The organism is Salmonella sp. 32082101201600294FB01SM01 (assembly GCF_017572865.1).
GTDB classification, from domain to species: Bacteria; Pseudomonadota; Gammaproteobacteria; order Enterobacterales; family Enterobacteriaceae; genus Salmonella; species Salmonella enterica.
This window is the reverse complement of the sequence record NZ_JAGESB010000001.1, coordinates 1,742,076-1,762,292: the sequence shown is the minus strand read 5'-3', so window position 1 is coordinate 1,762,292 and position 20,217 is coordinate 1,742,076. Positions and strand designations below refer to the sequence as shown.

The following is a 20,217-nucleotide window of genomic DNA, read 5'->3' as shown; positions in this document are numbered from 1 at the left end:
AGTTTTTATTTTTGTGATGAAGTACAGTGTCAGGAAAGATAACTTTTATTACGCTTTGTCGACACGTTTTATCGTCAATATACCGGTAAGGATGAGTAGATTAACGTCAGATGAGCAACCGCTCAGGCTATTGCTCACAGAAATGTAAAACGTAACACATTATTAATTACCGTTATGGGTGTGCCGTACAGCCATAACGTAAACCAACAGGTTTGCCACATTTGTGGTAGGGAAGGGGGTGAAAATCCCCCGCAGCCCCCGCTGCTGTGATGCTGACGACCCCGTAAAGACCACTGATCGCAAGATTGGGAAGGACGGGCGAGGAGGACGCTAAGCCAGAAGACCTGCCTGTCGGTGATAACCAACAACTTCGGTGGGAAGTGGGTTGCGAAGACGCGTACAGTCGAAAGACTGAACATGCGCGTACCTGTATACCCCTACCACCCTGAACAGGATCAGGGTAATGGCGGCAAGGCATCACGCATTTATTCTTGCAGGCACAGGAAGCGGTTGCGGCAAAACCACGGTGACGCTTGGTTTGTTGAGGCTGCTGCAAAAACGCGCGCTGCGCGTACAGCCGTTTAAAGTTGGGCCAGATTACCTTGATACCGGCTGGCATACCGCTATCTGTGGCGTGGCGTCCCGTAATCTTGACAGTTTCATGCTTCCTCCTCCTGTTCTCAACGCCTTATTTTGCGAACAAATGCGGCAGGCGGATATCGCTGTCATTGAAGGCGTCATGGGGCTGTATGACGGCTATGGCGTCGACCCCAATTACTGCAGCACAGTCGCGATGGCCAAACAGCTTGGTTGCCCGGTCATCCTACTGGTGGACGGCAAGGCTGTTTCAACGTCGCTTGCGGCTACCGTTATGGGATTTCAGCACTTCGACCCGACCCTCAACCTCGCGGGCGTGATTGTGAATCGCGTCACTAGCGACGCCCACTATCAGCTCCTCAAAAATGCCATTGAACATTATTGCTCACTGCCGGTACTGGGGTATGTCCCTCCTTGCGACGGCGTCGCATTACCTGAACGCCACCTGGGGTTGATTACTGCCAGAGAATCCCTCGTCCATCAGCAATCATGGCATGATTTTGCCGCCACGCTGGAACAAACAGTGGATGTGGATGCGTTACTCTCGCTGAGCGTGTTATCAGCGCTTCCGGCGGGAATGTGGCCTGAACGCCCTGGTAAAACAGCGGGGGCAGGGCTGACGCTTGCTCTGGCTGATGATGAGGCCTTTAACTTTTATTACCCCGATAACATCGATTTGCTGGAGCGTGCCGGCGTTAACATTGTGCGTTTTAGCCCACTGCATGACCGCGCATTGCCTGATTGTCAGATGATCTGGCTGGGCGGTGGATATCCTGAATTATACGCCGCAGAGCTGGCGGCAAATACGGCGATGTTAAAACATTTGCGGGTGGCGCATCAGCGCGGCGTGGCGATTTACGCGGAGTGTGGTGGTCTGATGTATTTGGGGAGCACTCTGGAGGATAGCGGCGGGGAAATTCATCAGATGGCGAATATTATCCCCGGTCACAGCAAAATGGGTAAGCGACTTACCCGCTTTGGTTATTGTGAGGCGCAGGCTATGCAGCCAACGCTATTGGCGGTGCCTGGCGAGATAGTGCGCGGCCATGAATTTCACTACTCAGATTTTATCCCCGAAACACCCGCCGTTATGGCCTGTCGTAAGGTTCGCGATGGTCGCGTGTTACAGGAATGGACCGGCGGCTGGCAGACAGGCAACACGTTTGCCAGCTATCTGCACGTCCATTTCGCCCAGCGTCCGGAAATGTTGCAGCACTGGCTGGCGGCGGCGAGGCGCATATTATGACGATCCTTGCCTGGTGTATCGCCTGGGTGCTGGATTTTATCATCGGCGACCCTCAACACTGGCCCCATCCGGTACGCTGGATAGGCCGTTTAATCACGTTTGTGCAGCGTATTGTGCGTCGCTATTGTCCCGGCGATAAAGCGCTGCGGATTGGCGGCGGCGTAATGTGGGTTGTGGTTGTCGGGGCGACCTGGGGCGTGGCATGGGGCGTACTGGCGCTGGCGCAGCGGATTCACCCCTGGTTTGGCTGGAGCGTCGAAGTCTGGATGATCTTTACCACGCTGGCCGGACGCTCTCTGGCCCGCGCCGCGCAAGAGGTTGAGCGACCGTTGCGGGAGAACGACCTTGCGGAAAGCCGAATAAAACTCTCCTGGATCGTCGGGCGCGATACGTCGCAACTTCAGCCAGCGCAGATCAATCGCGCCGTGGTGGAAACGGTTGCAGAAAACACCGTTGACGGCATTATCGCGCCGCTCTTTTTCCTCTTTCTCGGCGGCGCGCCGCTGGCGATGGCCTACAAAGCCGTCAATACCCTGGATTCAATGGTGGGCTACAAACATGAAAAATACTGGGCGATTGGTATGGTCAGCGCCCGTATGGACGACGTAGCGAACTATCTTCCCGCCCGCCTGAGCTGGCTGTTGCTGGGCATTGCGGCAGGACTGTGTCGCCTGAGTGGTTGGCGGGCGCTGCGTATTGGCTGGCGTGACCGTTATAACCACAGTAGCCCAAATTGCGCCTGGTCGGAAGCGTGTGTGGCCGGCGCCTTAGGTATCCAGCTCGGCGGCCCAAATAACTACTTTGGCGAGCGTGTGGACAAGCCCTGGATCGGCGACGCGCAGCGCGATATTTCCGTGGACGATATTTCCCGAACGATTCGATTGATGTGGGTCGCTTCAACCCTGGCGCTGGCGCTGTTTATTGTAGCGCGGTGCGGGTTATCTGGCGTGGCCTGAGGACGACAGTATGCATTATATCCAGCAGCCCCAAACCATTGAGGCCAACAGTTTCACCATTATTAGCGACATTATTCGCGAAACGCGTCCTGATTACCGTTTCGCCAGTCCGCTCCATGAGGCCATTATCAAGCGGGTTATTCATACCACCGCCGATTTCGACTGGCTGGACATTTTGTGGTTCTCTGCCGATGCGCTGGAGCAGCTTTGTGATGCGCTACGCCAACCGTGCATTATTTATACCGATACCACGATGGCGCTGTCCGGCATTAATAAAAGATTACTGGCGACGTTTGGCGGCGAGTGTCGCTGTTATATCAGCGATCCGCGCGTGGTGCGCGCCGCAAAAATGCAGGGGATTACCCGTTCAATGGCCGCCGTCGATATCGCTATCGCCGAGGAGGAGAAAAACAAGCTCTTTGTTTTCGGTAATGCGCCGACGGCCCTGTTCCGTTTGCTTGAACATAACGTGACGGTGAGCGGCGTGGTGGGCGTACCGGTAGGCTTTGTCGGCGCGGCGGAGTCCAAAGAGGCACTCACCCATAGCCATTTCCCCGCGGTTGCCGCGTTAGGGCGTAAAGGCGGCAGTAACGTGGCTGCCGCTATCGTCAATGCGCTGCTCTATCACCTCCGGGAGGCCTGATGAGCGAGCTTTCTTTTGACGCGCCGGTCTGGCACCACGGTAAAGCGTTACGTAAAGGATATACCACCGGTTCCTGCGCGACGGCGGCGGCAAAAGTCGCCGCGCTGATGGTATTGCGTCAACATCTGATTCATCAGGTCTCCATCGTCACGCCGTCGGGCGTCACGCTATGCCTGAACGTGGAGTCGCCGCACATTGAAGGCCAGCAGGCGATAGCCGCAATTCGTAAAGATGGCGGCGATGATGTGGATGCCACGCACGGAATGCTGATTTTTGCCCGCGTTACGCTCAACGACAGCGGTGAGATTACGCTCACTGGCGGCGAAGGTATTGGTACGGTAACGCGTAAAGGGGTTGGGCTGCCGCTCGGGAGTGCCGCCATCAATCGTACGCCGCGCCATACCATTGAGTCAGCGGTGCGCGAAGCGATAGGCCCGGCGCGTGGGGCCGATGTGGAGATTTTTGCCCCGGAAGGCGAAGCGCGGGCGCAAAAAACGTATAACTCGCGGCTTGGCATTCTTGGCGGCATTTCCATTATTGGCACTACCGGCATTGTGACGCCGATGTCGGAAGAAAGCTGGAAACGCTCGCTATCGCTGGAACTGGAGATCAAACGGGCGTCAGGATTAACGCGGGTGATACTCGTGCCGGGCAACCACGGCGAACGGTTTGTTCGCGAACAAATGGGCGTCGACACACAGACGGTCGTCACCATGAGCAATTTTGTCGGCTACATGATTGAAGAGGCGGTACGGCTGGGATTTTGCCAGATAGTGCTGGTGGGGCATCCTGGAAAATTGATCAAAATCGCCGCCGGGATCTTTCATACCCATAGCCATATTGCCGATGCGCGCATGGAAACGCTGGTCGCGCATTTAGCTTTACTGGGCGCGCCGCTGGAGTTACTCACCCTGGTCAGCGATTGCGATACCACCGAAGCGGCAATGGAGCACATTGAAGCATATGGCTTCGGGCATATCTATAACCATCTTTCCAGGCGTATTTGTTTGCGAGTCATGCAGATGCTGCGTTTTACCAAAACGCCGCCTGTCTGCGACGCCATCCTGTTTTCTTTTGATAACCATATTCTCGGCAGTAATCGTCCCGTCGACGAGATTGCTAAGGAGCTGCAATGCTAACGGTCGTGGGTATGGGGCCCGCTGGACGGCATTTGATGACGCCTGCGGCGCTGGAAGCGATAGACCACGCCGATGCGCTGGCAGGCGGTAAACGCCATTTGGCGCAGTTTCCGGCGTTTGGCGGCGAACGATTTACGCTGGGCGCGGATATTGGCGCGTTGTTGTCCTGGATTGCCGCCCGTTGGGATAAAGGGATCGTGGTGCTGGCCTCCGGCGATCCGCTGTTTTATGGCATCGGTACACGCCTGGTGGCGCATTTTGGTATCGAACAGGTTCGCATTATCCCTGGCATCAGCGCCGTACAGTATCTGTGCGCACAGGCTGGAATTGATATGAATGACATGTGGTTGACCAGTAGCCACGGTCGTTGCGTCAGCTTCGAGCAGTTAGCGAACCATCGCAAAGTGGCGATGGTCACGGATGCCCGCTGCGGGCCGCGAGAAATCGCGCGGGAACTGGTCGCGCGCGGTAAAGGGCATCGCTTGATGGTGATTGGTGAAAATCTGGCGATGGAAAATGAGCGGATCCACTGGCTACCCGTCAGTGCGGTCAACGCCGACTATGAAATGAATGCAGTGGTGATCCTGGATGAAAGATGAGCTTTTTCTGCGCGGCGAGAATGTGCCAATGACCAAAGAGGCGGTACGGGCGCTGGCGCTGTCGAAACTTGAGCTCCACCGCGCCAGTCACCTGATTGACGTCGGGGCGGGAACGGGAAGCGTCTCAATTGAAGCGGCGCTGCAATTTCCTTCGTTGCAGGTGACGGCTATCGAGCGTAATCCTGCCGCGCTACGGCTGCTTGATGAGAATCGTCAGCGCTTTGCCTGCGGCAATATCGATATTCTCCCCGGCGAAGCGCCAATGACCATAACCGGGAAAGCCGATGCGGTGTTTATGGGCGGCAGCGGCGGGCATCTGACGGCGCTGATTGACTGGGCGATGGGCCATCTGCATCCCGGTGGCCGTCTGGTGATGACCTTTATCTTGCAGGAAAACCTTCATAGCGCGCTGGCGCATCTTGCGCACATCGGCGCATGTCGAATGGACTGTGTACAGCTTCAGCTTTCATCGTTAACGCCGCTGGGGGCGGGACACTATTTCAAACCGAACAATCCTGTTTTTGTTATCGCCTGTCAGAAGGAAGAAAACCATGTCAGAGACATTTGATCCACGCTGTGTATGGTTCGTCGGCGCCGGGCCGGGCGATCGCGAGCTGATCACGCTTAAAGGCTACCGCCTGCTGCAACAGGCGCAGGTAGTTATCTATGCCGGTTCGCTGATCAATACCGAACTGCTGGATTACTGCCCCGCGCAGGCAGAACGCTACGACAGCGCCGAACTGCATCTTGAGCAGATTATCGAGCTGATGGCCGCGGGCGTGAAAGCGGGAAAAACGGTGGTGCGGTTGCAAACGGGCGATGTCTCGCTGTACGGCTCCGTGCGTGAGCAAGGCGAAGAGTTAACCCGCCGTGGTATCGACTGGCAGGTAGTGCCTGGCGTCAGCGCGTTTCTCGGCGCTGCGGCGGAGCTGGGTGTGGAATATACCGTACCGGAGGTATCGCAGAGTCTCATTATTACCCGTCTGGAAGGGCGTACGCCAGTACCGGCGCGCGAACAACTGGAGGCGTTCGCCAGTCACCAGACGTCGATGGCGATTTATCTTTCCGTTCAGCGTATTCACCGGGTGGCGGAACGTCTCATTGCCGGCGGTTATCCGGCAACTACGCCTGTCGTGGTCATCTATAAGGCTACCTGGCCGGAAAGCCAGACCGTTCGCGGCACGTTAGCGGATATTAGCGACAAAGTACGTGATGCTGGCATCCGTAAGACGGCGCTAATCCTGGTCGGGAATTTTCTGGGTAAGGAGTATCACTACTCAAGACTTTATGCAGCGGACTTTAGCCATGAATACCGTAAAGCCTGAATCCATTGCGTTGTTTTGCCTGACGCCCGGCGGCGTGGCGCTGGCAAAGAGACTCGCCGCGATGCTGCCGTTAACCTGCTTTACCAGTGAAAAACTGCGGGAAGAGGGATTTATTCCCTTCGATGGCGGATTCGCTAATACCGCCCGGCAGGCTTTTACCACTTATACCGCGCTTATTTTTATCGGCGCGACCGGCATTGCCGTTCGTGTCCTGGCGCCGTTAGTGAACGACAAGTTCAGCGATCCGGCGGTGGTCGTCATTGATGAACGTGGTCAGCATGTCATTAGCCTGCTTTCCGGTCATGCGGGCGGGGCCAATGCCTTGACGCGCTACCTGGCAGGAATGTTAGGCGCCGATCCGGTGATTACCACGGCAACGGATGTCAATGAGATGTCCGCGTTGGACACCTTAGCTTTCCAGCTTAACGCCCGCATGTCCGATCTTCGAACGGCGGTAAAAACCGTTAACCAGATGTTGGTCAGTCATCAACGTGTAGGGTTATGGTGGGATGCCGAACTAACGGAAGAGATCGGCCAGTGTGATATTCGCGGTTTTATCCCTGTTGATGATTTGCAGCGGTTGCCTGAGCTGGATGCGCTTATCTGCGTCTCTTTGCGTAATGACCTCCCTGAGCTTCCCGTACTGCACTGGAAACTGGTGCCCCAGCGTGTGGTGGCGGGAATTGGCTGTCGCCGCAATACGCCATTTCCCCTGTTAGCGACATTACTGGCGCGCCAGCTTGAAGCGCAGAAACTCGATCCGCTGGCGTTAAAAGCGATTGGCAGCGTCACGCTCAAAAAAGGGGAGCCGGGGCTTATTCAGCTCGCCTCCTGCTGCCGCGTGCCTTTTAAAACCTTTACCGCCGAAGCGTTGCGCGAATTCGAACACCATTTTCCCGGTTCTGGCTTCGTCAGAAAAACGGTGGGCGTTGGCAGCGTATCCGGCCCGGCTGCGTGGTTATTAAGCCAGGGACAATTGTTAGGCGAGACCCTGCGAGAACAGGGCGTCACTATTACTTTAGGAGTTGCACACTGATGTTGAGCGTAATTGGTATTGGCCCCGGTTCGCAGGCAATGATGACGATGGAGGCGATTGAGGCGCTTCAGGCGGCGGAAATCGTCGTGGGCTACAAAACCTATACCCATCTGGTTAAAGCATTTACCGGCGATAAACAGGTGATCAAGACCGGCATGTGTAAGGAAATTGAACGCTGCCAGGCGGCTATTGAACTGGCGCAGGCCGGGCATAACGTCGCGCTCATCAGCAGCGGGGATGCGGGAATTTACGGCATGGCGGGTCTGGTGCTGGAACTGGTCGGCAAGCAAAAACTGGACGTCGAGGTGCGGCTCATTCCTGGCATGACCGCCAGCATCGCCGCCGCCTCTTTACTGGGCGCGCCGCTGATGCATGACTTCTGCCATATCAGCCTCAGCGACCTGCTGACCCCGTGGCCGGTAATTGAAAAGCGCATCGTTGCCGCCGGAGAGGCAGACTTTGTTATCTGTTTTTACAACCCGCGCAGCCGCGGGCGCGAAGGGCATCTGGCGCGCGCGTTTGACCTGCTTGCCGCCAGTAAAAGCGCGCAAACGCCGGTTGGCGTGGTGAAATCCGCCGGACGTAAGAAAGAGGAAAAATGGCTGACTACGCTCGGCGATATGGATTTTGAACCGGTAGATATGACCAGTCTGGTCATTGTTGGTAATAAAACGACCTATGTTCAGGATGGGCTGATGATAACGCCGCGAGGTTACACGCTGTGAATGAGGGAGATGTGCTGGTGGTGGGCGGCACCAGCGATGCGCGCGCGTTATGCCGACAACTGGATGCGGCGAACGTCGCATACACCTTATCCGTGGCGACGCCAGCCGGAAAAGCGCTGGCTGGCGACATTAAAGGACAGGTGCGCTGTGGTCGTCTGGAGTACGGGCAGATGGTCGCCTGGCTAAAAGAAAACCGTACTCGCTGGGTAATAGATGCATCGCATCCTTATGCAGAAATGGTCAGCCATAACCTCCTTCGCGCCTGTGAAACGGCAGGCGTGTTGTTAAGTCGTTATCAGCGTCCGGAGCAGCTTAGCAATCTGACGCATCCGCTTCTCTATACGGCGCGCAGTATTGCCGATGCCTGCGAGATAGCGAGGCGTTTTGGTTCGCGCGTGTTACTGACGACCGGCAGTAAAGATCTGGCCGTCTGGCGTGCCGGGCTGGCGGAAAAAACGTTGCTGGCGCGCGTACTGCCCGTGGCGGAGGTGATTCAACGCTGCAGCGAACTGGGGTTCGGCGTTGGAGAAATTTTCGCATTGTGTGGGCCGTTCAGCGCTGATTTTAACGCCGCGTTTTACCACCAGTGCCGGGCCGACGTGGTCATTACCAAAGCGTCCGGCGCGGAGGGGGGATATCAGGAAAAAGTTCAGCCCTGTCTGGATGCGGGCATTCCCTGCATCGTTATTGCGCGCCCGACGCCACTTGTGACGGGTGATGAGTTACTGGAAAGCCAGGCCGCCTTTGCGCAGCGTTTATCGCGCTGGCTGGCCGCAGCTAAGGAGTAAAAATGAAAAAAGCGCTTCTGGTGGTCAGTTTTGGCACCAGCTATCACGACACCTGTGAAAAAAACATTGTGGCGTGCGAACGTGATCTGGCGGCGTCCTGTCCCGATCGCGACCTGTTTCGCGCCTTCACTTCCGGAATGATCATTCGCAAGCTTCGCCAGCGTGACGGTATCGACATCGATACGCCATTACAGGCTTTGCAAAAGCTTGCCGCACAGGGATATCAGGACGTGGCGATTCAGTCGTTGCACATTATTAACGGCGACGAATATGAAAAAATTGTCCGTGAAGTACAACTCTTGCGTCCGTTATTCACTCGCCTGACGCTGGGCGTGCCGCTGCTGAGCAGCCATAACGATTATGTGCAGCTAATGCAGGCGTTGCGACAACAGATGCCATCGCTCAGACAAACGGAGAAAGTCGTTTTTATGGGCCACGGCGCCAGCCATCACGCATTCGCAGCTTATGCCTGCCTCGATCATATGATGACCGTGCAGCGCTTTCCGGCGCGCGTCGGCGCCGTAGAAAGCTACCCGGAGGTCGACATCCTGATCGACAGCCTGCGTGACGAAGGCGTCACCGGCGTACATTTGATGCCATTAATGCTGGTGGCGGGCGATCACGCCATTAATGATATGGCTTCAGACGACGGCGACTCATGGAAAATGCGCTTTAACGCGGCGGGCATTCCGGCGACGCCGTGGCTGAGCGGGCTGGGAGAAAACCCGGCTATCCGGGCGATGTTTGTCGCGCATTTGCACCAGGCGCTGAACATGGCGGTAGAGGAGGCGGCATGAACGGTAAATTATACGCATTAAGTACCGGGCCAGGCGCGCCCGACCTGATAACCGTCCGCGCAGCGCGGATTCTTGGCTCGCTGGACATTCTGTATGCGCCCGCCGGTCGTAAGGGGGGCGATAGTCTGGCGCTGTCGATTGTGCGCGACTATCTCGGCGAGCAGACGGAAGTACGTTGTTGCCATTTCCCTATGAGCGCTGACGGCGCCGAGAAAGAAGCGGTCTGGAACGAGGTTGCCGCCGCGCTTACCGTAGAGGTGGAAGCGGGTAAACAGGTCGGTTTTATTACCCTGGGCGATGCGATGCTATTCAGTACCTGGATTTTTTTACTCCAGCGAATCGGCTGCCCGGAGTGGCTGGAGATTGTCCCCGGCGTCACGTCCTTCGCCGCGATAGCCGCCCGCGCGAAAATGCCGCTCGCCATAGAACGGCAATCGCTGGCGGTTATTTCTTGTACCGCGCCGGAAGCGGAAATAGCCCAGGCGCTACAACAGCATGATAGCCTGGTGTTGATGAAAGTGTATGGCCGATTCGCCCGTATTAAAGCGTTGCTGGCGCAGGCTGGCCTGCTGGAATGCGCCTTAATGATGTCCGAGGCCACGCTGCCCGGCGAGCAGTGCTGGCGCCATCTCCACGAGGTCAACGATGATCGACCGTTGCCCTATTTTTCGACCATTCTGGTCAATAAACAGTGGGAGTATGCAGAATGAAACTTGAACAGCAGCTTCGACAGTTGTCTTTCAGTGGACTGGCTGCAGCGCTATTGCTGATGGTTGTCCCGCAACAGGCGTTTGCGATGCATATCATGGAGGGCTTTTTACCGCCAGTGTGGGCGCTGGCCTGGTGGTTACTGTTTTTACCCTGCTTGTGGTATGGGCTGGTGCGCTTACGGCGTATTGTGCAGGAGGATAATCATCAGAAGGTACTGCTGGCGCTGTGCGGCGCGTTTATTTTTGTCCTGTCCGCGCTCAAAATTCCGTCGGTAACGGGGAGTTGTTCACATCCGACCGGCGTTGGTCTGGCGGTTATTTTGTTCGGGCCCGGGGTGGTGGCGATTCTCGGCGCGGTTGTGCTGTTGTTTCAGGCGCTATTGCTGGCGCACGGCGGCCTGACGACGCTTGGCGCAAATGGAATGTCGATGGCGGTGATTGGCCCGGTTGTCGGTTATCTGGTGTGGAAAATGGCCTGCCGTGCCGGACTGCGCCGCGATGTCGCCGTTTTTCTGTGCGCGATGCTGGCGGATTTGGCGACCTATTTTGTGACTTCAGTCCAGCTTGGCGTTGCGTTTCCCGATCCCCATGCCGGAGCGACAGGGTCTGTTGTGAAGTTTATGGGGATTTTCTGCCTCACACAGATTCCTGTCGCCATTGCCGAAGGTTTATTAACCGTCATGATTTATGATCAGTTAACCAAACGGCAAGTGATTACCGTACAAGGACATTAAAATGAAAAAAACGTTGATGTTGTTAGCGATGGTGGTGGCGCTGGTGATTCTGCCGTTTTTTATTAACCATGGCGGTGAATATGGCGGTTCAGACGGCGAAGCGGAAAGCCAGATTCAGGCTATTGCGCCGCAGTATAAACCCTGGTTTCAGCCGTTATATGAACCCGCCAGCGGTGAAATTGAAAGCCTGCTGTTTACCCTTCAGGGCTCTCTTGGCGCGGCGGTGATTTTTTATATCCTGGGGTATTGCAAAGGTAAACAACGCCGTGATGACCGGGCTTGATCGACTCAGCTATCAAAGCCGCTGGGCACACGTTGCGCCGCAGCGCAAGTTTTTGCTGTGGCTGGCGATGATGATACTGGCGTTTGCTCTGCCGCCTGTAGGGCAGGGCATTGAGCTGCTGATCATTGCCGGATTGAGCTGTTGGCTATTGCGCATATCCCTCTGGCGCTGGTGTCGATGGATGGCGATACCTTTTGGATTTTTGTTGGTCGGCGTGATAACGATTATCTTCAGCATCAGCCGCGAGCCGCAAATGCTGCTGGCTGGCATATCTGTCGGGCCATACTGGATCGGGATTACCCGTGCGGGCGTGGTTACGGCGAATGAAACGTTCTGGCGTAGCCTGACGGCGCTGTCCGCGACGTTGTGGCTGGTGATGAACCTACCGTTTCCGCAGTTAATTAGCTTGCTTAAGCGCGCGCATATTCCACGCCTGCTTACTGAGCAAATCCTGTTAACGTGGCGCTTTCTCTTTATTCTTCTGGATGAGGCGGCGGCAATTCGTCGCGCGCAAACGCTGCGTTTTGGTTATTGCAGCCTGCCGAACGGCTATCGATCTCTGGCAATGCTGACTGGACTCCTGTTTACGCGGGTGTTAATGCGTTATCAGCAAATGACCACCACGCTGGATATCAAACTGTATCAGGGTGATTTTCACCTGTAAGGACTATTATGCTTGCCACTTCAGACCTGTGGTTTCGTTATCAGGATGAGCCGGTACTTAAAGGGTTAAATCTGGATTTTTCGCTTTCGCCTGTTACCGGTTTGGTGGGTGCGAACGGCTGTGGGAAGTCTACGCTTTTTATGAACCTGAGCGGCCTGTTGCGTCCGCAAAAAGGGGCCGTGTTGTGGCAGGGAAAACCGCTGGATTACAGCAAGCGCGGACTACTGGCGCTGCGCCAGCAAGTTGCGACGGTTTTTCAGGACCCTGAACAGCAGATTTTTTATACTGATATCGATAGCGATATTGCGTTTAGTTTACGTAATTTGGGGGTGCCGGAAGCGGAAATCACGCGCCGCGTCGACGAGGCGCTAACGCTGGTTGACGCCCAACATTTTCGCCATCAGCCCATTCAGTGTTTGAGTCATGGGCAAAAAAAACGTGTGGCTATCGCCGGAGCGCTGGTGCTACAGGCGCGCTATCTATTGCTGGATGAACCCACTGCTGGTCTCGATCCCGCAGGGCGCACTCAGATGCTTGCTATCATCAGGCGGATTGTGGCGCAGGGCAATCATGTCATTATCTCCAGCCATGATATCGATCTTATTTATGAAATTAGCGATGCCGTATACGTGTTACGTCAGGGCCAGGTCCTGACGCATGGCGCGCCTGGCGAGGTTTTCGCGTGTACGGAAGCGATGGAACAAGCGGGGCTAACCCAGCCCTGGCTGGTCAAACTTCATACTCAACTGGGACTGCCGCTGTGTAAAACAGAAACGGAGTTTTTTCATCGAATGCAAAAGTGCGCATTCAGGGAGGCGTCATGACACAGGCAGTTATGTTGCAGGGGACGGCATCCGACGTCGGCAAAAGTGTGCTGGCGGCGGGTTTATGCCGCATTTTTTATCAGGATGGTCTGCGTACCGCGCCGTTTAAATCGCAAAATATGGCGCTTAATTCTGGTATTACGCCGGATGGCAAAGAGATGGGGCGGGCGCAGATTTTTCAGGCGGAAGCCGCGGGGATCACGCCAGATGTGCGTATGAATCCGGTGCTGCTCAAACCGACCAGCGATCGCCAGGCGCAGGTCGTGCTGATGGGGAAAGTGGCGACCAATATGGATGCGGTTAGTTACCATGACTATAAACCGCGTTTGCGTGAGCAAATCCTTGCGGTCTATAACAGCCTGGCGCAGGAATATGACGTTATTGTGCTGGAAGGCGCCGGAAGCCCGGCGGAAATCAATCTGCGCGATCGTGATATCGTCAATATGGGAATGGCGGAAATGGCCCAGTGTCCGGTTATTCTGGTGGCGGATATCGACCGGGGCGGCGTATTCGCCGCTATTTATGGCACGCTGGCGCTGTTGCATAAACAGGAGCGTGACAGAGTAAAGGGCGTCATTATCAACAAATTCCGCGGCGACGTGGCACTACTCTATTCCGGTATCGAACAAATCGAATCGCTTACCGGCGTCCCGGTCCTGGGCGTGATGCCGTGGCTGGATGTGGATCTGGAAGATGAGGATGGCGTCGCGCTGCAAAACGATAAATATCGCGGTAACGCCCCCCGTGATATCACTATTGCCATTGTGCAACTGCCACATATTTCTAACTTTACGGATTTTAACGCTCTGGCGGCGCAGCCGGATGTGCGCATACGCTATATTCGCCGCCCGGAAGCATTGACTGACGTTGATCTGGTGATCCTGCCGGGCAGTAAGAATACGCTGAGCGACCTCGCCTGGCTGCGCGAAAGCGGGATGGCGGATGCGGTATTGCAGACACATCGGCAGGGCGTGCCGGTGATGGGAATTTGCGGCGGCTACCAGATGCTGGGCGACACCATTGTGGATGAGGTGGAGTCGGGGCTGGGTACGCAGCCGGGCCTGGGGCTGCTTAATACGATCACTCGCTTTGCACAGGATAAAACCACGACGCAGGTTAACGCGACAATGTCAGACGAGCTGCCCGGCTGGCTGGCTGCCGCAGCGGGGCTACCGGTACGCGGTTATGAAATTCACATGGGGGAAACGGTGCTGCAGGAAGGATGCTGTACGGCCATGACGTTACAGAAAAATGGATGCTCTGTGGCGGATGGTGCGGTCACCGCCGACGGACTGGCGTTTGGCACTTACCTTCACGGCCTGTTTGACAGCGATGCGTTTACCCGTGCGGTGGTCAATGGGTTACGGGCACGAAAAGGGCTTGCGCCGTGGGAAACGACTTTTTGTTATGCGGAGCATAAAGCGCGGCAATTTGATCTGCTGGCGGAAGCGATGCGGCAACATATTGATATTGATAAAATTTATACCATCATGCAACAACATCAGGAGCCGGTATGATGATTCTGGTGACGGGCGGGGCGCGTAGTGGTAAAAGCCGTCATGCTGAAACCTTAATTGGCGATGCGCCGCAGGTACTGTATATCGCCACCTCGCACATTCTTGATGACGAGATGGCGGCGAGAATTCAGCATCATAAAGATGACAGGCCGGCACACTGGCGGACCGCAGAATGCTGGCGGCATCTTGATACGTTGATTACCGCGGATCTTGCCCCTGACGACGCGATTTTACTGGAATGTATTACCACCATGGTGACGAATCTGCTGTTTGCGCTGGGAGGAGAAAACGATCCCGAACAGTGGGATTACGCGGCGATGGAGCGCGCCATTGACGATGAAATTCAGATTTTAATTGCAGCCTGCCAGCGCTGCCCGGCGAAAGTGGTACTGGTGACAAATGAGGTGGGAATGGGGATCGTCCCGGAAAATCGTTTGGCGCGCCATTTTCGTGATATTGCCGGTCGGGTCAACCAACGACTGGCGGCAGCGGCGGATGAGGTCTGGCTGGTGGTCTCAGGTATTGGAGTCAAAATTAAATGAGTAAGCTGTTTTGGGCCATGCTCGCTTTTATTAGCCGCTTGCCCGTGCCATCACGCTGGTCGCAGGGACTGGATTTCGAGCAGTATTCGCGTGGGATCGTGATGTTTCCCTTTATCGGGTTGATTCTGGGGGGCGTAAGCGGCCTGATTTTCATCCTCCTGCAATCCTGGTGCGGTATTCCGCTAGCGGCGTTGTTCTGTATTCTGGCGCTGGCGCTGCTGACCGGTGGTTTTCACCTGGATGGGCTGGCCGATACCTGTGATGGCATTTTTTCCGCGCGCCGCCGTGAGCGAATGCTGGAGATTATGCGCGATAGTCGTCTGGGAACCCATGGCGGGCTGGCGCTTATTTTTGTGCTACTGGCAAAAATTCTGGTGGTCAGCGAACTGGCGTTACGTGGAACGCCAATGTTGGCGGCGCTGGCGGCGGCCTGTGCGGCTGGGCGTGGCAGCGCCGTTTTATTGATGTACCGTCATCGCTACGCCCGTGACGAGGGGCTCGGCAATGTATTTATCGGTAAAGTCAGCGGACGGCAAACCTGCATTACTCTGGGATTGGCGGTAATCGTCGCCACGGTATTACTGCCTGGTATGCAAGGACTGGCCGCAATGGTGGTCACACTCGCGGCGATTTTCATCCTTGGCCAGTTGCTTAAACGTACGCTTGGCGGTCAAACCGGCGATACGCTGGGCGCGGCGATCGAACTTGGCGAACTGATCTTTCTGCTGGCTCTGTTATGAGCCGATTATTACGGACGAGACATCTTATGCAGACACTACACGCTTTACTCCGTGACATTCCTGCGCCGGACGCCGAGGCGATGGCGCGTGCGCAGCAACATATTGACGGCCTGCTCAAACCGCCGGGCAGCCTAGGCAGACTGGAAGCCTTAGCCGTTCAGCTCGCGGGAATGCCGGGGCTTAACGGTACGCCGCAGGTAGGTGAAAAGGCGATGCTGGTGATGTGCGCCGACCATGGCGTCTGGGATGAAGGCGTAGCGGTTTCGCCCAAAATCGTGACGGCGATTCAGGCGGCGAATATGACGCGGGGAACAACCGGCGTATGCGTGCTTGCCGCTCAGGCCGGTGCGAAGGTGCATGTCATTGATGTTGGTATTGATGCTGAACCTATTCCTGGCGTAGTTGATATGCGCGTCGCGCGCGGCTGCGGAAATATTGCCGTTGGCCCGGCGATGAGTCGCTCGCAGGCTGAGGCGCTTTTGCTGGAGGTTTCCCGCTACACCTGCGACCTGGCGCAACGCGGCGTGACCTTATTTGGCGTAGGGGAGCTGGGAATGGCGAACACCACGCCAGCCGCCGCGATGGTCAGCGTTTTTACAGGAAGTGATGCAAAAGAGGTGGTGGGGATTGGCGCGAATCTTCCGCCTTCCCGCATCGATAATAAAGTGGACGTCGTGCGGCGGGCGATTGCGATTAATCAGCCCAATCCGCGCGATGGCATTGATGTGTTGTCGAAGGTGGGTGGTTTCGATCTGGTCGGGATGACCGGCGTGATGCTTGGTGCGGCAAGGTGTGGCTTACCCGTATTGCTGGATGGCTTTCTTTCCTACTCGGCAGCGCTGGCGGCCTGTCAGATTGCGCCTGCGGTGAGACCTTATCTGATCCCGTCGCACTTTTCGGCGGAAAAGGGTGCCCGCATCGCGCTCGCGCATTTGTCTATGGAACCCTATTTGCATATGGCGATGCGGTTAGGTGAAGGAAGCGGCGCGGCGCTGGCGATGCCGATCGTGGAAGCCGCGTGCGCCATGTTCCACAACATGGGGGAGTTGGCGGCCAGTAATATTGTCCTGCCGGAGGGGAACGCAAACGCAACATAACCCGGGCGCACAACACCAGCCATGTGAGAAAAAAGCTATACTTAACGCACACCTGCCGCGACAAAGGAAGGGATATAATGCGTCGTATCACACCTTTTTTTCCGTTTTTCGTCTTGTTGGTAAGCCATTTCTCGCTGGCTATAAGCTATCCGTTGCCGCCCGAAGGCAGTCGTCTGGTAGGACAGCCTGTCACAATCACCGTACCGCAGAACAATACTCAGCCCTTAGAGTCATTTGCCGCCCGCTACGGTCAGGGGCTGAGTAATATGCTTGAAGCGAATCCCGGCGTGGATGTGTTTTTACCTCAGTCTGGTTCCACACTGGTGGTGCCGCAGCAGTTGATTCTGCCTGACACCGTTCGTGAAGGTATTGTGGTAAACGTCGCCGAGATGCGCCTTTATTATTATCCCGCAGGCACGAATACGGTTGAGGTGCTACCTATTGGTATTGGTCAGGCTGGCCGTGAAACGCCGCGCAACTGGGTAACTGCGGTTGAACGCAAACAAGATGGACCGGTTTGGGTGCCAACGGCTAATACGCGTCGGGAATATGCTAAAGAGGGAAAAACGCTGCCCGCGATGGTGCCTGCGGGGCCGGATAACCCTATGGGGCTATACGCAATATATATCGGCAGGTTATATGCCATCCATGGCACTAACGCTAACTTTGGCATTGGCCTTCGCGTCAGTCAGGGCTGTATCCGTTTACGCAATGACGATATTAAATATTTATTCGACCATGTTCCTGTAGGAACCCGCGTTCAGATTATCGACAGGCCCGTTAAATTTTCGGTAGAGCCGGATGGCAGTCGTTGGCTGGAGGTACACGAACCGCTTTCTCGTAACCGTGCTGAATTTGAGTCAGACAAAAAAGTTCCATTGCCCGTTACGCCAGTGCTGCGCACGTTTATCAAAGGGGATGACGTTGATACTTCGCGGGTTAATGAGGTGCTGGAGCGCCGTTCCGGAATGCCGGTCAACATTAGCGCGGGCAGGTCTGGCCTTTAAATATCCTGCCACATTGCTGGTTTTCATGGGCTGGAGTATCTGTATTAGTAGTGAGTGTCATGGCAGGGGCTTCATTTTCTCAGCGAACCGCGAGCCCTCCGATTAAGCTCAAAGTCATAAATCTTTTCTCCGGCATCGCCGGAGATTTTTGTCTATGGAAAACCCCCAGCTAGGCTGGGGGTTCCGGAAAGCTTTCAGCTTTAAGCCAGTTATTAAAACCCCTTTTGATTTGTTAAAACATCTTGCGGTCTGGCAACTGCAAAAGTTCAACAAGAAATCAAAAGGGGGTCCCAATGGGGGACGAAAAGAGCTTAGCGCACACCCGATGGAACTGTAAATATCACATAGTTTTCGCGCCCAAATACCGAAGACAAGCGTTCTATGGAGAGAAGCGTAGGGCAGTAGGCAGCATATTAAGAAAATTGTGTGAATGGAAAAACGTACGAATTCTGGAAGCGGAATGTTGTGCAGATCATATTCACATGCTTCTGGAGATCCCGCTGAAGATGAGTGTGTCGAGCTTCATGGGATATCTGAAGGGTAAAAGTAGTCTGATGCTTTACGAGCAGTTTGGGGATCTAAAATTCAAATACAGGAACAGGGAGTTCTGGTGCAGAGGGTACTATGTCGATACGGTGGGTAAGAACACGGCGAAGATACAGGACTACATAAAGCACCAGCTTGAAGAGGATAAAATGGGTGAGCAATTATCGATCCCTTATCCGGGCAGCCCGTTTACGGGCCGTAAGTAACGAAGTTTGATGCAAATGTCAGATCGTATGCGCCTGTTAGGGCTCTCTTATCCACCGCGCCGAGTATTCTTTTCGGTCGAAATGATATTTGAGATACCAGAGGCGGGAACCGCCCGGACTGACAAGCAGATACAGACCGTGAGAAGCGGTCAGTTTAAAGGGAGTTGGTGAAGGTTTAGTAGCGCGGATTTTACTGTCAGTAAGGGGCATGTGGTGATCACTCCTTTATCTAACTGAAATGACCCCAAATCAGACCACCAATTTGTCCCGATGCGGAGAGATAAATCAATATGCACTGAGACAGTTTTCTACGCTAACTCTCTGAATCAAAATACTATTGAGACATGCTGAGATGCCTGAAAACAGGAATTTGGCTCCTCTGACTGGGTGCGTTTTTTATCTCATTGAATAATAAAATATTTATTTTCTAAATTCAAAATAAGGCCCTTATAAAAGCCCCGATCGTAATGATGCACTAAGAATGTGATTTTTATCACATTTTAAAAGTGGGATTATTTCCCCCCATCTTGCCATTTCCACTAGATATTATTAACGGATACTTGAATTAATTCGATTATTCAATAATGATTGAAATATTGAATCATAGAGGGCCGCCCCACATTATGAACAAACAAACTGCCACAACCATCTTTGAATCCCTCTCCTCCGGCGTGCGTCTGGATGTATATCGCCTCCTGATCAAAATGGGTACCGAGGGCATGGTTGCCGGGGAGATCGCTTCAACGCTGGATATCCCGCCGACTAACTTATCGTTTCATTTAAAGGCGTTGACGCAGGCCGGGATGCTGACGGTAGAACAGGAAGGTCGTTACCAGCGTTATCGTGCCAACATCCCACTGATGCTGGATTTAATCGGCTGGCTGACCGAGGAGTGTTGTTCAGGCCACCCGGAACAATGCGCAGGTTTTCGTTCGGCTTCTTCCTGCTCAGAAGCCGTTTTACCACCACTCAACACCACGAAAAAGAGTAAATCATGAACGTACTTTTTCTCTGTACCGGCAACTCCTGCCGTTCCGTGCTGGCCGAAGCCACGTTTAACCATCTGGCTCCAGCCGGATGGCGCGCCATGAGCGCAGGCAGTCACCCGGCGGGTTACGTACATCCCCGAGCACTGGCGTTGTTGGCGCGGGAAGGCATTTCAACAGAAGGCTATTTCAGCAAATCGTGGAACGATCTGCCGCAGACGCCGGATATTGTCGTGACAGTCTGTTCAAACGCTGCCGGAGAAACCTGTCCGGCCTGGCTCGGTAACGTGATGCGTACCCATTGGGGCGTTGACGATCCGGCTCATGCTACCGGTAGCGATGCCGAAATCGATGCGGCTTTTGTCACTGCTTACCAGACATTACGTGCGCGTATTGAAGCCTTTCTGGCGCTACCGCTGAATGAATTACTGCACGATCGCGCTCGTCTGAAAGTCGAACTGGATCGTATTGGCGAAATTTTTTAACGACCTATATTTCAATAGTTGATGG

At 54.9% G+C, this 20,217-nt stretch carries 25 protein-coding genes and 1 riboswitch; of the genes, 24 read left to right on the top strand and 1 reads right to left on the bottom strand.

Annotated features, from left to right (window positions below; genetic code table 11):
- Nucleotides 1-191: 191 nt before the first annotated feature.
- A riboswitch (cobalamin riboswitch) is annotated at nt 192-367 on the top strand.
- A 96-nt stretch (nt 368-463) separates the two neighbouring features.
- The 22 genes from J4645_RS08780 to tnpA all read left to right on the top strand — a co-directional run bounded on the left by J4645_RS08780 (nt 464) and on the right by tnpA (nt 18,721).
- Nucleotides 464-1,843, top strand: a complete 1,380-nt coding sequence (locus J4645_RS08780) for a cobyrinate a,c-diamide synthase (RefSeq protein ID WP_023214781.1) — start codon at nt 464-466, stop codon at nt 1,841-1,843.
- On the top strand, nt 1,840-2,799 hold the full coding sequence (cbiB, locus tag J4645_RS08775) for an adenosylcobinamide-phosphate synthase CbiB (protein ID WP_023214780.1): 960 nt from the start codon (nt 1,840-1,842) through the stop codon (nt 2,797-2,799). Before J4645_RS08780 ends, cbiB begins: the two co-directional genes overlap by 4 nt.
- Before the next feature lie 10 nt (nt 2,800-2,809).
- Nucleotides 2,810-3,442 (top strand): cobalt-precorrin-8 methylmutase, encoded by a 633-nt coding sequence (locus tag J4645_RS08770; RefSeq protein ID WP_023214779.1) that lies wholly within the window; start codon nt 2,810-2,812, stop codon nt 3,440-3,442.
- On the top strand, nt 3,442-4,581 hold the full coding sequence (gene cbiD, locus J4645_RS08765; RefSeq protein ID WP_023214778.1) for a cobalt-precorrin-5B (C(1))-methyltransferase CbiD: 1,140 nt from the start codon (nt 3,442-3,444) through the stop codon (nt 4,579-4,581). Before J4645_RS08770 ends, cbiD begins: the two co-directional genes overlap by 1 nt.
- The gene (locus tag J4645_RS08760) at nt 4,575-5,180 is read left to right on the top strand and encodes a cobalt-precorrin-7 (C(5))-methyltransferase (protein ID WP_000958841.1); all 606 of its coding nucleotides are present in this window, start codon (nt 4,575-4,577) and stop codon (nt 5,178-5,180) included. The genes cbiD and J4645_RS08760 overlap by 7 nt, the downstream gene beginning before the upstream one ends.
- Nucleotides 5,170-5,748, top strand: a complete 579-nt coding sequence (locus tag J4645_RS08755; RefSeq protein ID WP_000650985.1) for a decarboxylating cobalt-precorrin-6B (C(15))-methyltransferase — start codon at nt 5,170-5,172, stop codon at nt 5,746-5,748. The genes J4645_RS08760 and J4645_RS08755 overlap by 11 nt, the downstream gene beginning before the upstream one ends.
- Complete coding sequence (locus J4645_RS08750; RefSeq protein WP_000004871.1) at nt 5,732-6,505, top strand: cobalt-precorrin-4 methyltransferase; 774 nt, start codon at nt 5,732-5,734, stop codon at nt 6,503-6,505. Before J4645_RS08755 ends, J4645_RS08750 begins: the two co-directional genes overlap by 17 nt.
- Nucleotides 6,486-7,541 (top strand): cobalt-precorrin 5A hydrolase, encoded by a 1,056-nt coding sequence (cbiG, locus tag J4645_RS08745; protein ID WP_023214777.1) that lies wholly within the window; start codon nt 6,486-6,488, stop codon nt 7,539-7,541. The genes J4645_RS08750 and cbiG overlap by 20 nt, the downstream gene beginning before the upstream one ends.
- Nucleotides 7,541-8,266 carry a precorrin-3B C(17)-methyltransferase gene (locus J4645_RS08740; protein ID WP_000953637.1) on the top strand — a complete coding sequence of 242 codons (726 nt, stop codon included), beginning with the start codon at nt 7,541-7,543 and terminating at the stop codon, nt 8,264-8,266. The genes cbiG and J4645_RS08740 overlap by 1 nt, the downstream gene beginning before the upstream one ends.
- Nucleotides 8,263-9,054 (top strand): cobalt-precorrin-6A reductase, encoded by a 792-nt coding sequence (locus J4645_RS08735; protein WP_023214776.1) that lies wholly within the window; start codon nt 8,263-8,265, stop codon nt 9,052-9,054. Before J4645_RS08740 ends, J4645_RS08735 begins: the two co-directional genes overlap by 4 nt.
- Before the next feature lie 2 nt (nt 9,055-9,056).
- Entirely contained in the window at nt 9,057-9,851 is a 795-nt protein-coding gene (locus J4645_RS08730; RefSeq protein WP_023181990.1) for a sirohydrochlorin cobaltochelatase, read from the top strand.
- Complete coding sequence (locus tag J4645_RS08725; protein ID WP_023214775.1) at nt 9,848-10,561, top strand: cobalt-factor II C(20)-methyltransferase; 714 nt, start codon at nt 9,848-9,850, stop codon at nt 10,559-10,561. The genes J4645_RS08730 and J4645_RS08725 overlap by 4 nt, the downstream gene beginning before the upstream one ends.
- Nucleotides 10,558-11,295: a cobalt ECF transporter S component CbiM gene (gene cbiM, locus J4645_RS08720; RefSeq protein ID WP_000764336.1), complete on the top strand. Its 738-nt coding sequence runs from the start codon at nt 10,558-10,560 to the stop codon at nt 11,293-11,295. Before J4645_RS08725 ends, cbiM begins: the two co-directional genes overlap by 4 nt.
- 1 nt (nt 11,296) lies before the next feature.
- Nucleotides 11,297-11,578 carry an energy-coupling factor ABC transporter substrate-binding protein gene (locus J4645_RS08715; RefSeq protein ID WP_000753212.1) on the top strand — a complete coding sequence of 94 codons (282 nt, stop codon included), beginning with the start codon at nt 11,297-11,299 and terminating at the stop codon, nt 11,576-11,578.
- On the top strand, nt 11,565-12,242 hold the full coding sequence (locus tag J4645_RS08710; RefSeq protein ID WP_000147126.1) for an energy-coupling factor ABC transporter transmembrane protein: 678 nt from the start codon (nt 11,565-11,567) through the stop codon (nt 12,240-12,242). The genes J4645_RS08715 and J4645_RS08710 overlap by 14 nt, the downstream gene beginning before the upstream one ends.
- An 8-nt stretch (nt 12,243-12,250) precedes the next feature.
- Nucleotides 12,251-13,066: an energy-coupling factor ABC transporter ATP-binding protein gene (locus J4645_RS08705; protein WP_000881544.1), complete on the top strand. Its 816-nt coding sequence runs from the start codon at nt 12,251-12,253 to the stop codon at nt 13,064-13,066.
- Nucleotides 13,063-14,583 (top strand): cobyric acid synthase, encoded by a 1,521-nt coding sequence (locus J4645_RS08700; RefSeq protein WP_000189660.1) that lies wholly within the window; start codon nt 13,063-13,065, stop codon nt 14,581-14,583. Before J4645_RS08705 ends, J4645_RS08700 begins: the two co-directional genes overlap by 4 nt.
- On the top strand, nt 14,580-15,125 hold the full coding sequence (gene cobU / locus J4645_RS08695) for a bifunctional adenosylcobinamide kinase/adenosylcobinamide-phosphate guanylyltransferase (RefSeq protein ID WP_000973188.1): 546 nt from the start codon (nt 14,580-14,582) through the stop codon (nt 15,123-15,125). The genes J4645_RS08700 and cobU overlap by 4 nt, the downstream gene beginning before the upstream one ends.
- Nucleotides 15,122-15,865 (top strand): adenosylcobinamide-GDP ribazoletransferase, encoded by a 744-nt coding sequence (gene cobS / locus J4645_RS08690; RefSeq protein ID WP_000040002.1) that lies wholly within the window; start codon nt 15,122-15,124, stop codon nt 15,863-15,865. The genes cobU and cobS overlap by 4 nt, the downstream gene beginning before the upstream one ends.
- Before the next feature lie 26 nt (nt 15,866-15,891).
- Nucleotides 15,892-16,962: a nicotinate-nucleotide--dimethylbenzimidazole phosphoribosyltransferase gene (gene cobT / locus J4645_RS08685; RefSeq protein ID WP_001193968.1), complete on the top strand. Its 1,071-nt coding sequence runs from the start codon at nt 15,892-15,894 to the stop codon at nt 16,960-16,962.
- A 77-nt stretch (nt 16,963-17,039) separates the two neighbouring features.
- The gene (ldtA, locus tag J4645_RS08680) at nt 17,040-17,969 is read left to right on the top strand and encodes a L,D-transpeptidase (RefSeq protein ID WP_001252827.1); all 930 of its coding nucleotides are present in this window, start codon (nt 17,040-17,042) and stop codon (nt 17,967-17,969) included.
- 293 nt (nt 17,970-18,262) lie between these two features.
- Nucleotides 18,263-18,721 (top strand): IS200/IS605-like element IS200F family transposase, encoded by a 459-nt coding sequence (gene tnpA, locus J4645_RS08675; RefSeq protein ID WP_023377339.1) that lies wholly within the window; start codon nt 18,263-18,265, stop codon nt 18,719-18,721.
- 36 nt (nt 18,722-18,757) lie between these two features.
- Here the strand turns inward: tnpA and J4645_RS08670 are convergent, their stop codons facing one another.
- Nucleotides 18,758-18,931: an Arm DNA-binding domain-containing protein gene (locus tag J4645_RS08670; RefSeq protein WP_001542575.1), complete on the bottom strand. Its 174-nt coding sequence runs from the start codon at nt 18,929-18,931 to the stop codon at nt 18,758-18,760.
- Nucleotides 18,932-19,344: 413 nt separating this feature from the next.
- Between J4645_RS08670 and J4645_RS08665 the strand changes: the two genes are divergently transcribed.
- Nucleotides 19,345-19,719, top strand: coding sequence for a helix-turn-helix domain-containing protein (locus J4645_RS08665; protein WP_001041817.1), 375 nt, complete (start codon nt 19,345-19,347; stop codon nt 19,717-19,719).
- Nucleotides 19,716-20,192, top strand: coding sequence for an arsenate reductase ArsC (locus tag J4645_RS08660; protein WP_001101540.1), 477 nt, complete (start codon nt 19,716-19,718; stop codon nt 20,190-20,192). The genes J4645_RS08665 and J4645_RS08660 overlap by 4 nt, the downstream gene beginning before the upstream one ends.
- Nucleotides 20,193-20,217: the final 25 nt, after the last annotated feature.

Coding starts and splice junctions, on each gene's coding strand:
- cbiB (WP_023214780.1), top strand. CDS start 1,840: ATGACGATCCTTGCCTGGTGTATCGCCTGGGTGCTGGATTTTATCATC.
- J4645_RS08700 (WP_000189660.1), top strand. CDS start 13,063: ATGACACAGGCAGTTATGTTGCAGGGGACGGCATCCGACGTCGGCAAA.
- cbiD (WP_023214778.1), top strand. CDS start 3,442: ATGAGCGAGCTTTCTTTTGACGCGCCGGTCTGGCACCACGGTAAAGCG.
- J4645_RS08715 (WP_000753212.1), top strand. CDS start 11,297: ATGAAAAAAACGTTGATGTTGTTAGCGATGGTGGTGGCGCTGGTGATT.
- J4645_RS08755 (WP_000650985.1), top strand. CDS start 5,170: ATGAAAGATGAGCTTTTTCTGCGCGGCGAGAATGTGCCAATGACCAAA.
- cobU (WP_000973188.1), top strand. CDS start 14,580: ATGATGATTCTGGTGACGGGCGGGGCGCGTAGTGGTAAAAGCCGTCAT.
- J4645_RS08770 (WP_023214779.1), top strand. CDS start 2,810: ATGCATTATATCCAGCAGCCCCAAACCATTGAGGCCAACAGTTTCACC.
- cobS (WP_000040002.1), top strand. CDS start 15,122: ATGAGTAAGCTGTTTTGGGCCATGCTCGCTTTTATTAGCCGCTTGCCC.
- J4645_RS08780 (WP_023214781.1), top strand. CDS start 464: ATGGCGGCAAGGCATCACGCATTTATTCTTGCAGGCACAGGAAGCGGT.
- cbiG (WP_023214777.1), top strand. CDS start 6,486: ATGAATACCGTAAAGCCTGAATCCATTGCGTTGTTTTGCCTGACGCCC.
- J4645_RS08740 (WP_000953637.1), top strand. CDS start 7,541: ATGTTGAGCGTAATTGGTATTGGCCCCGGTTCGCAGGCAATGATGACG.
- J4645_RS08660 (WP_001101540.1), top strand. CDS start 19,716: ATGAACGTACTTTTTCTCTGTACCGGCAACTCCTGCCGTTCCGTGCTG.
- J4645_RS08760 (WP_000958841.1), top strand. CDS start 4,575: ATGCTAACGGTCGTGGGTATGGGGCCCGCTGGACGGCATTTGATGACG.
- tnpA (WP_023377339.1), top strand. CDS start 18,263: ATGGGGGACGAAAAGAGCTTAGCGCACACCCGATGGAACTGTAAATAT.
- J4645_RS08665 (WP_001041817.1), top strand. CDS start 19,345: ATGAACAAACAAACTGCCACAACCATCTTTGAATCCCTCTCCTCCGGC.
- cbiM (WP_000764336.1), top strand. CDS start 10,558: ATGAAACTTGAACAGCAGCTTCGACAGTTGTCTTTCAGTGGACTGGCT.
- J4645_RS08710 (WP_000147126.1), top strand. CDS start 11,565: ATGACCGGGCTTGATCGACTCAGCTATCAAAGCCGCTGGGCACACGTT.
- J4645_RS08725 (WP_023214775.1), top strand. CDS start 9,848: ATGAACGGTAAATTATACGCATTAAGTACCGGGCCAGGCGCGCCCGAC.
- J4645_RS08670 (WP_001542575.1), bottom strand. CDS start 18,931: ATGCCCCTTACTGACAGTAAAATCCGCGCTACTAAACCTTCACCAACT.
- J4645_RS08705 (WP_000881544.1), top strand. CDS start 12,251: ATGCTTGCCACTTCAGACCTGTGGTTTCGTTATCAGGATGAGCCGGTA.
- J4645_RS08750 (WP_000004871.1), top strand. CDS start 5,732: ATGTCAGAGACATTTGATCCACGCTGTGTATGGTTCGTCGGCGCCGGG.
- ldtA (WP_001252827.1), top strand. CDS start 17,040: ATGCGTCGTATCACACCTTTTTTTCCGTTTTTCGTCTTGTTGGTAAGC.
- J4645_RS08730 (WP_023181990.1), top strand. CDS start 9,057: ATGAAAAAAGCGCTTCTGGTGGTCAGTTTTGGCACCAGCTATCACGAC.
- cobT (WP_001193968.1), top strand. CDS start 15,892: ATGCAGACACTACACGCTTTACTCCGTGACATTCCTGCGCCGGACGCC.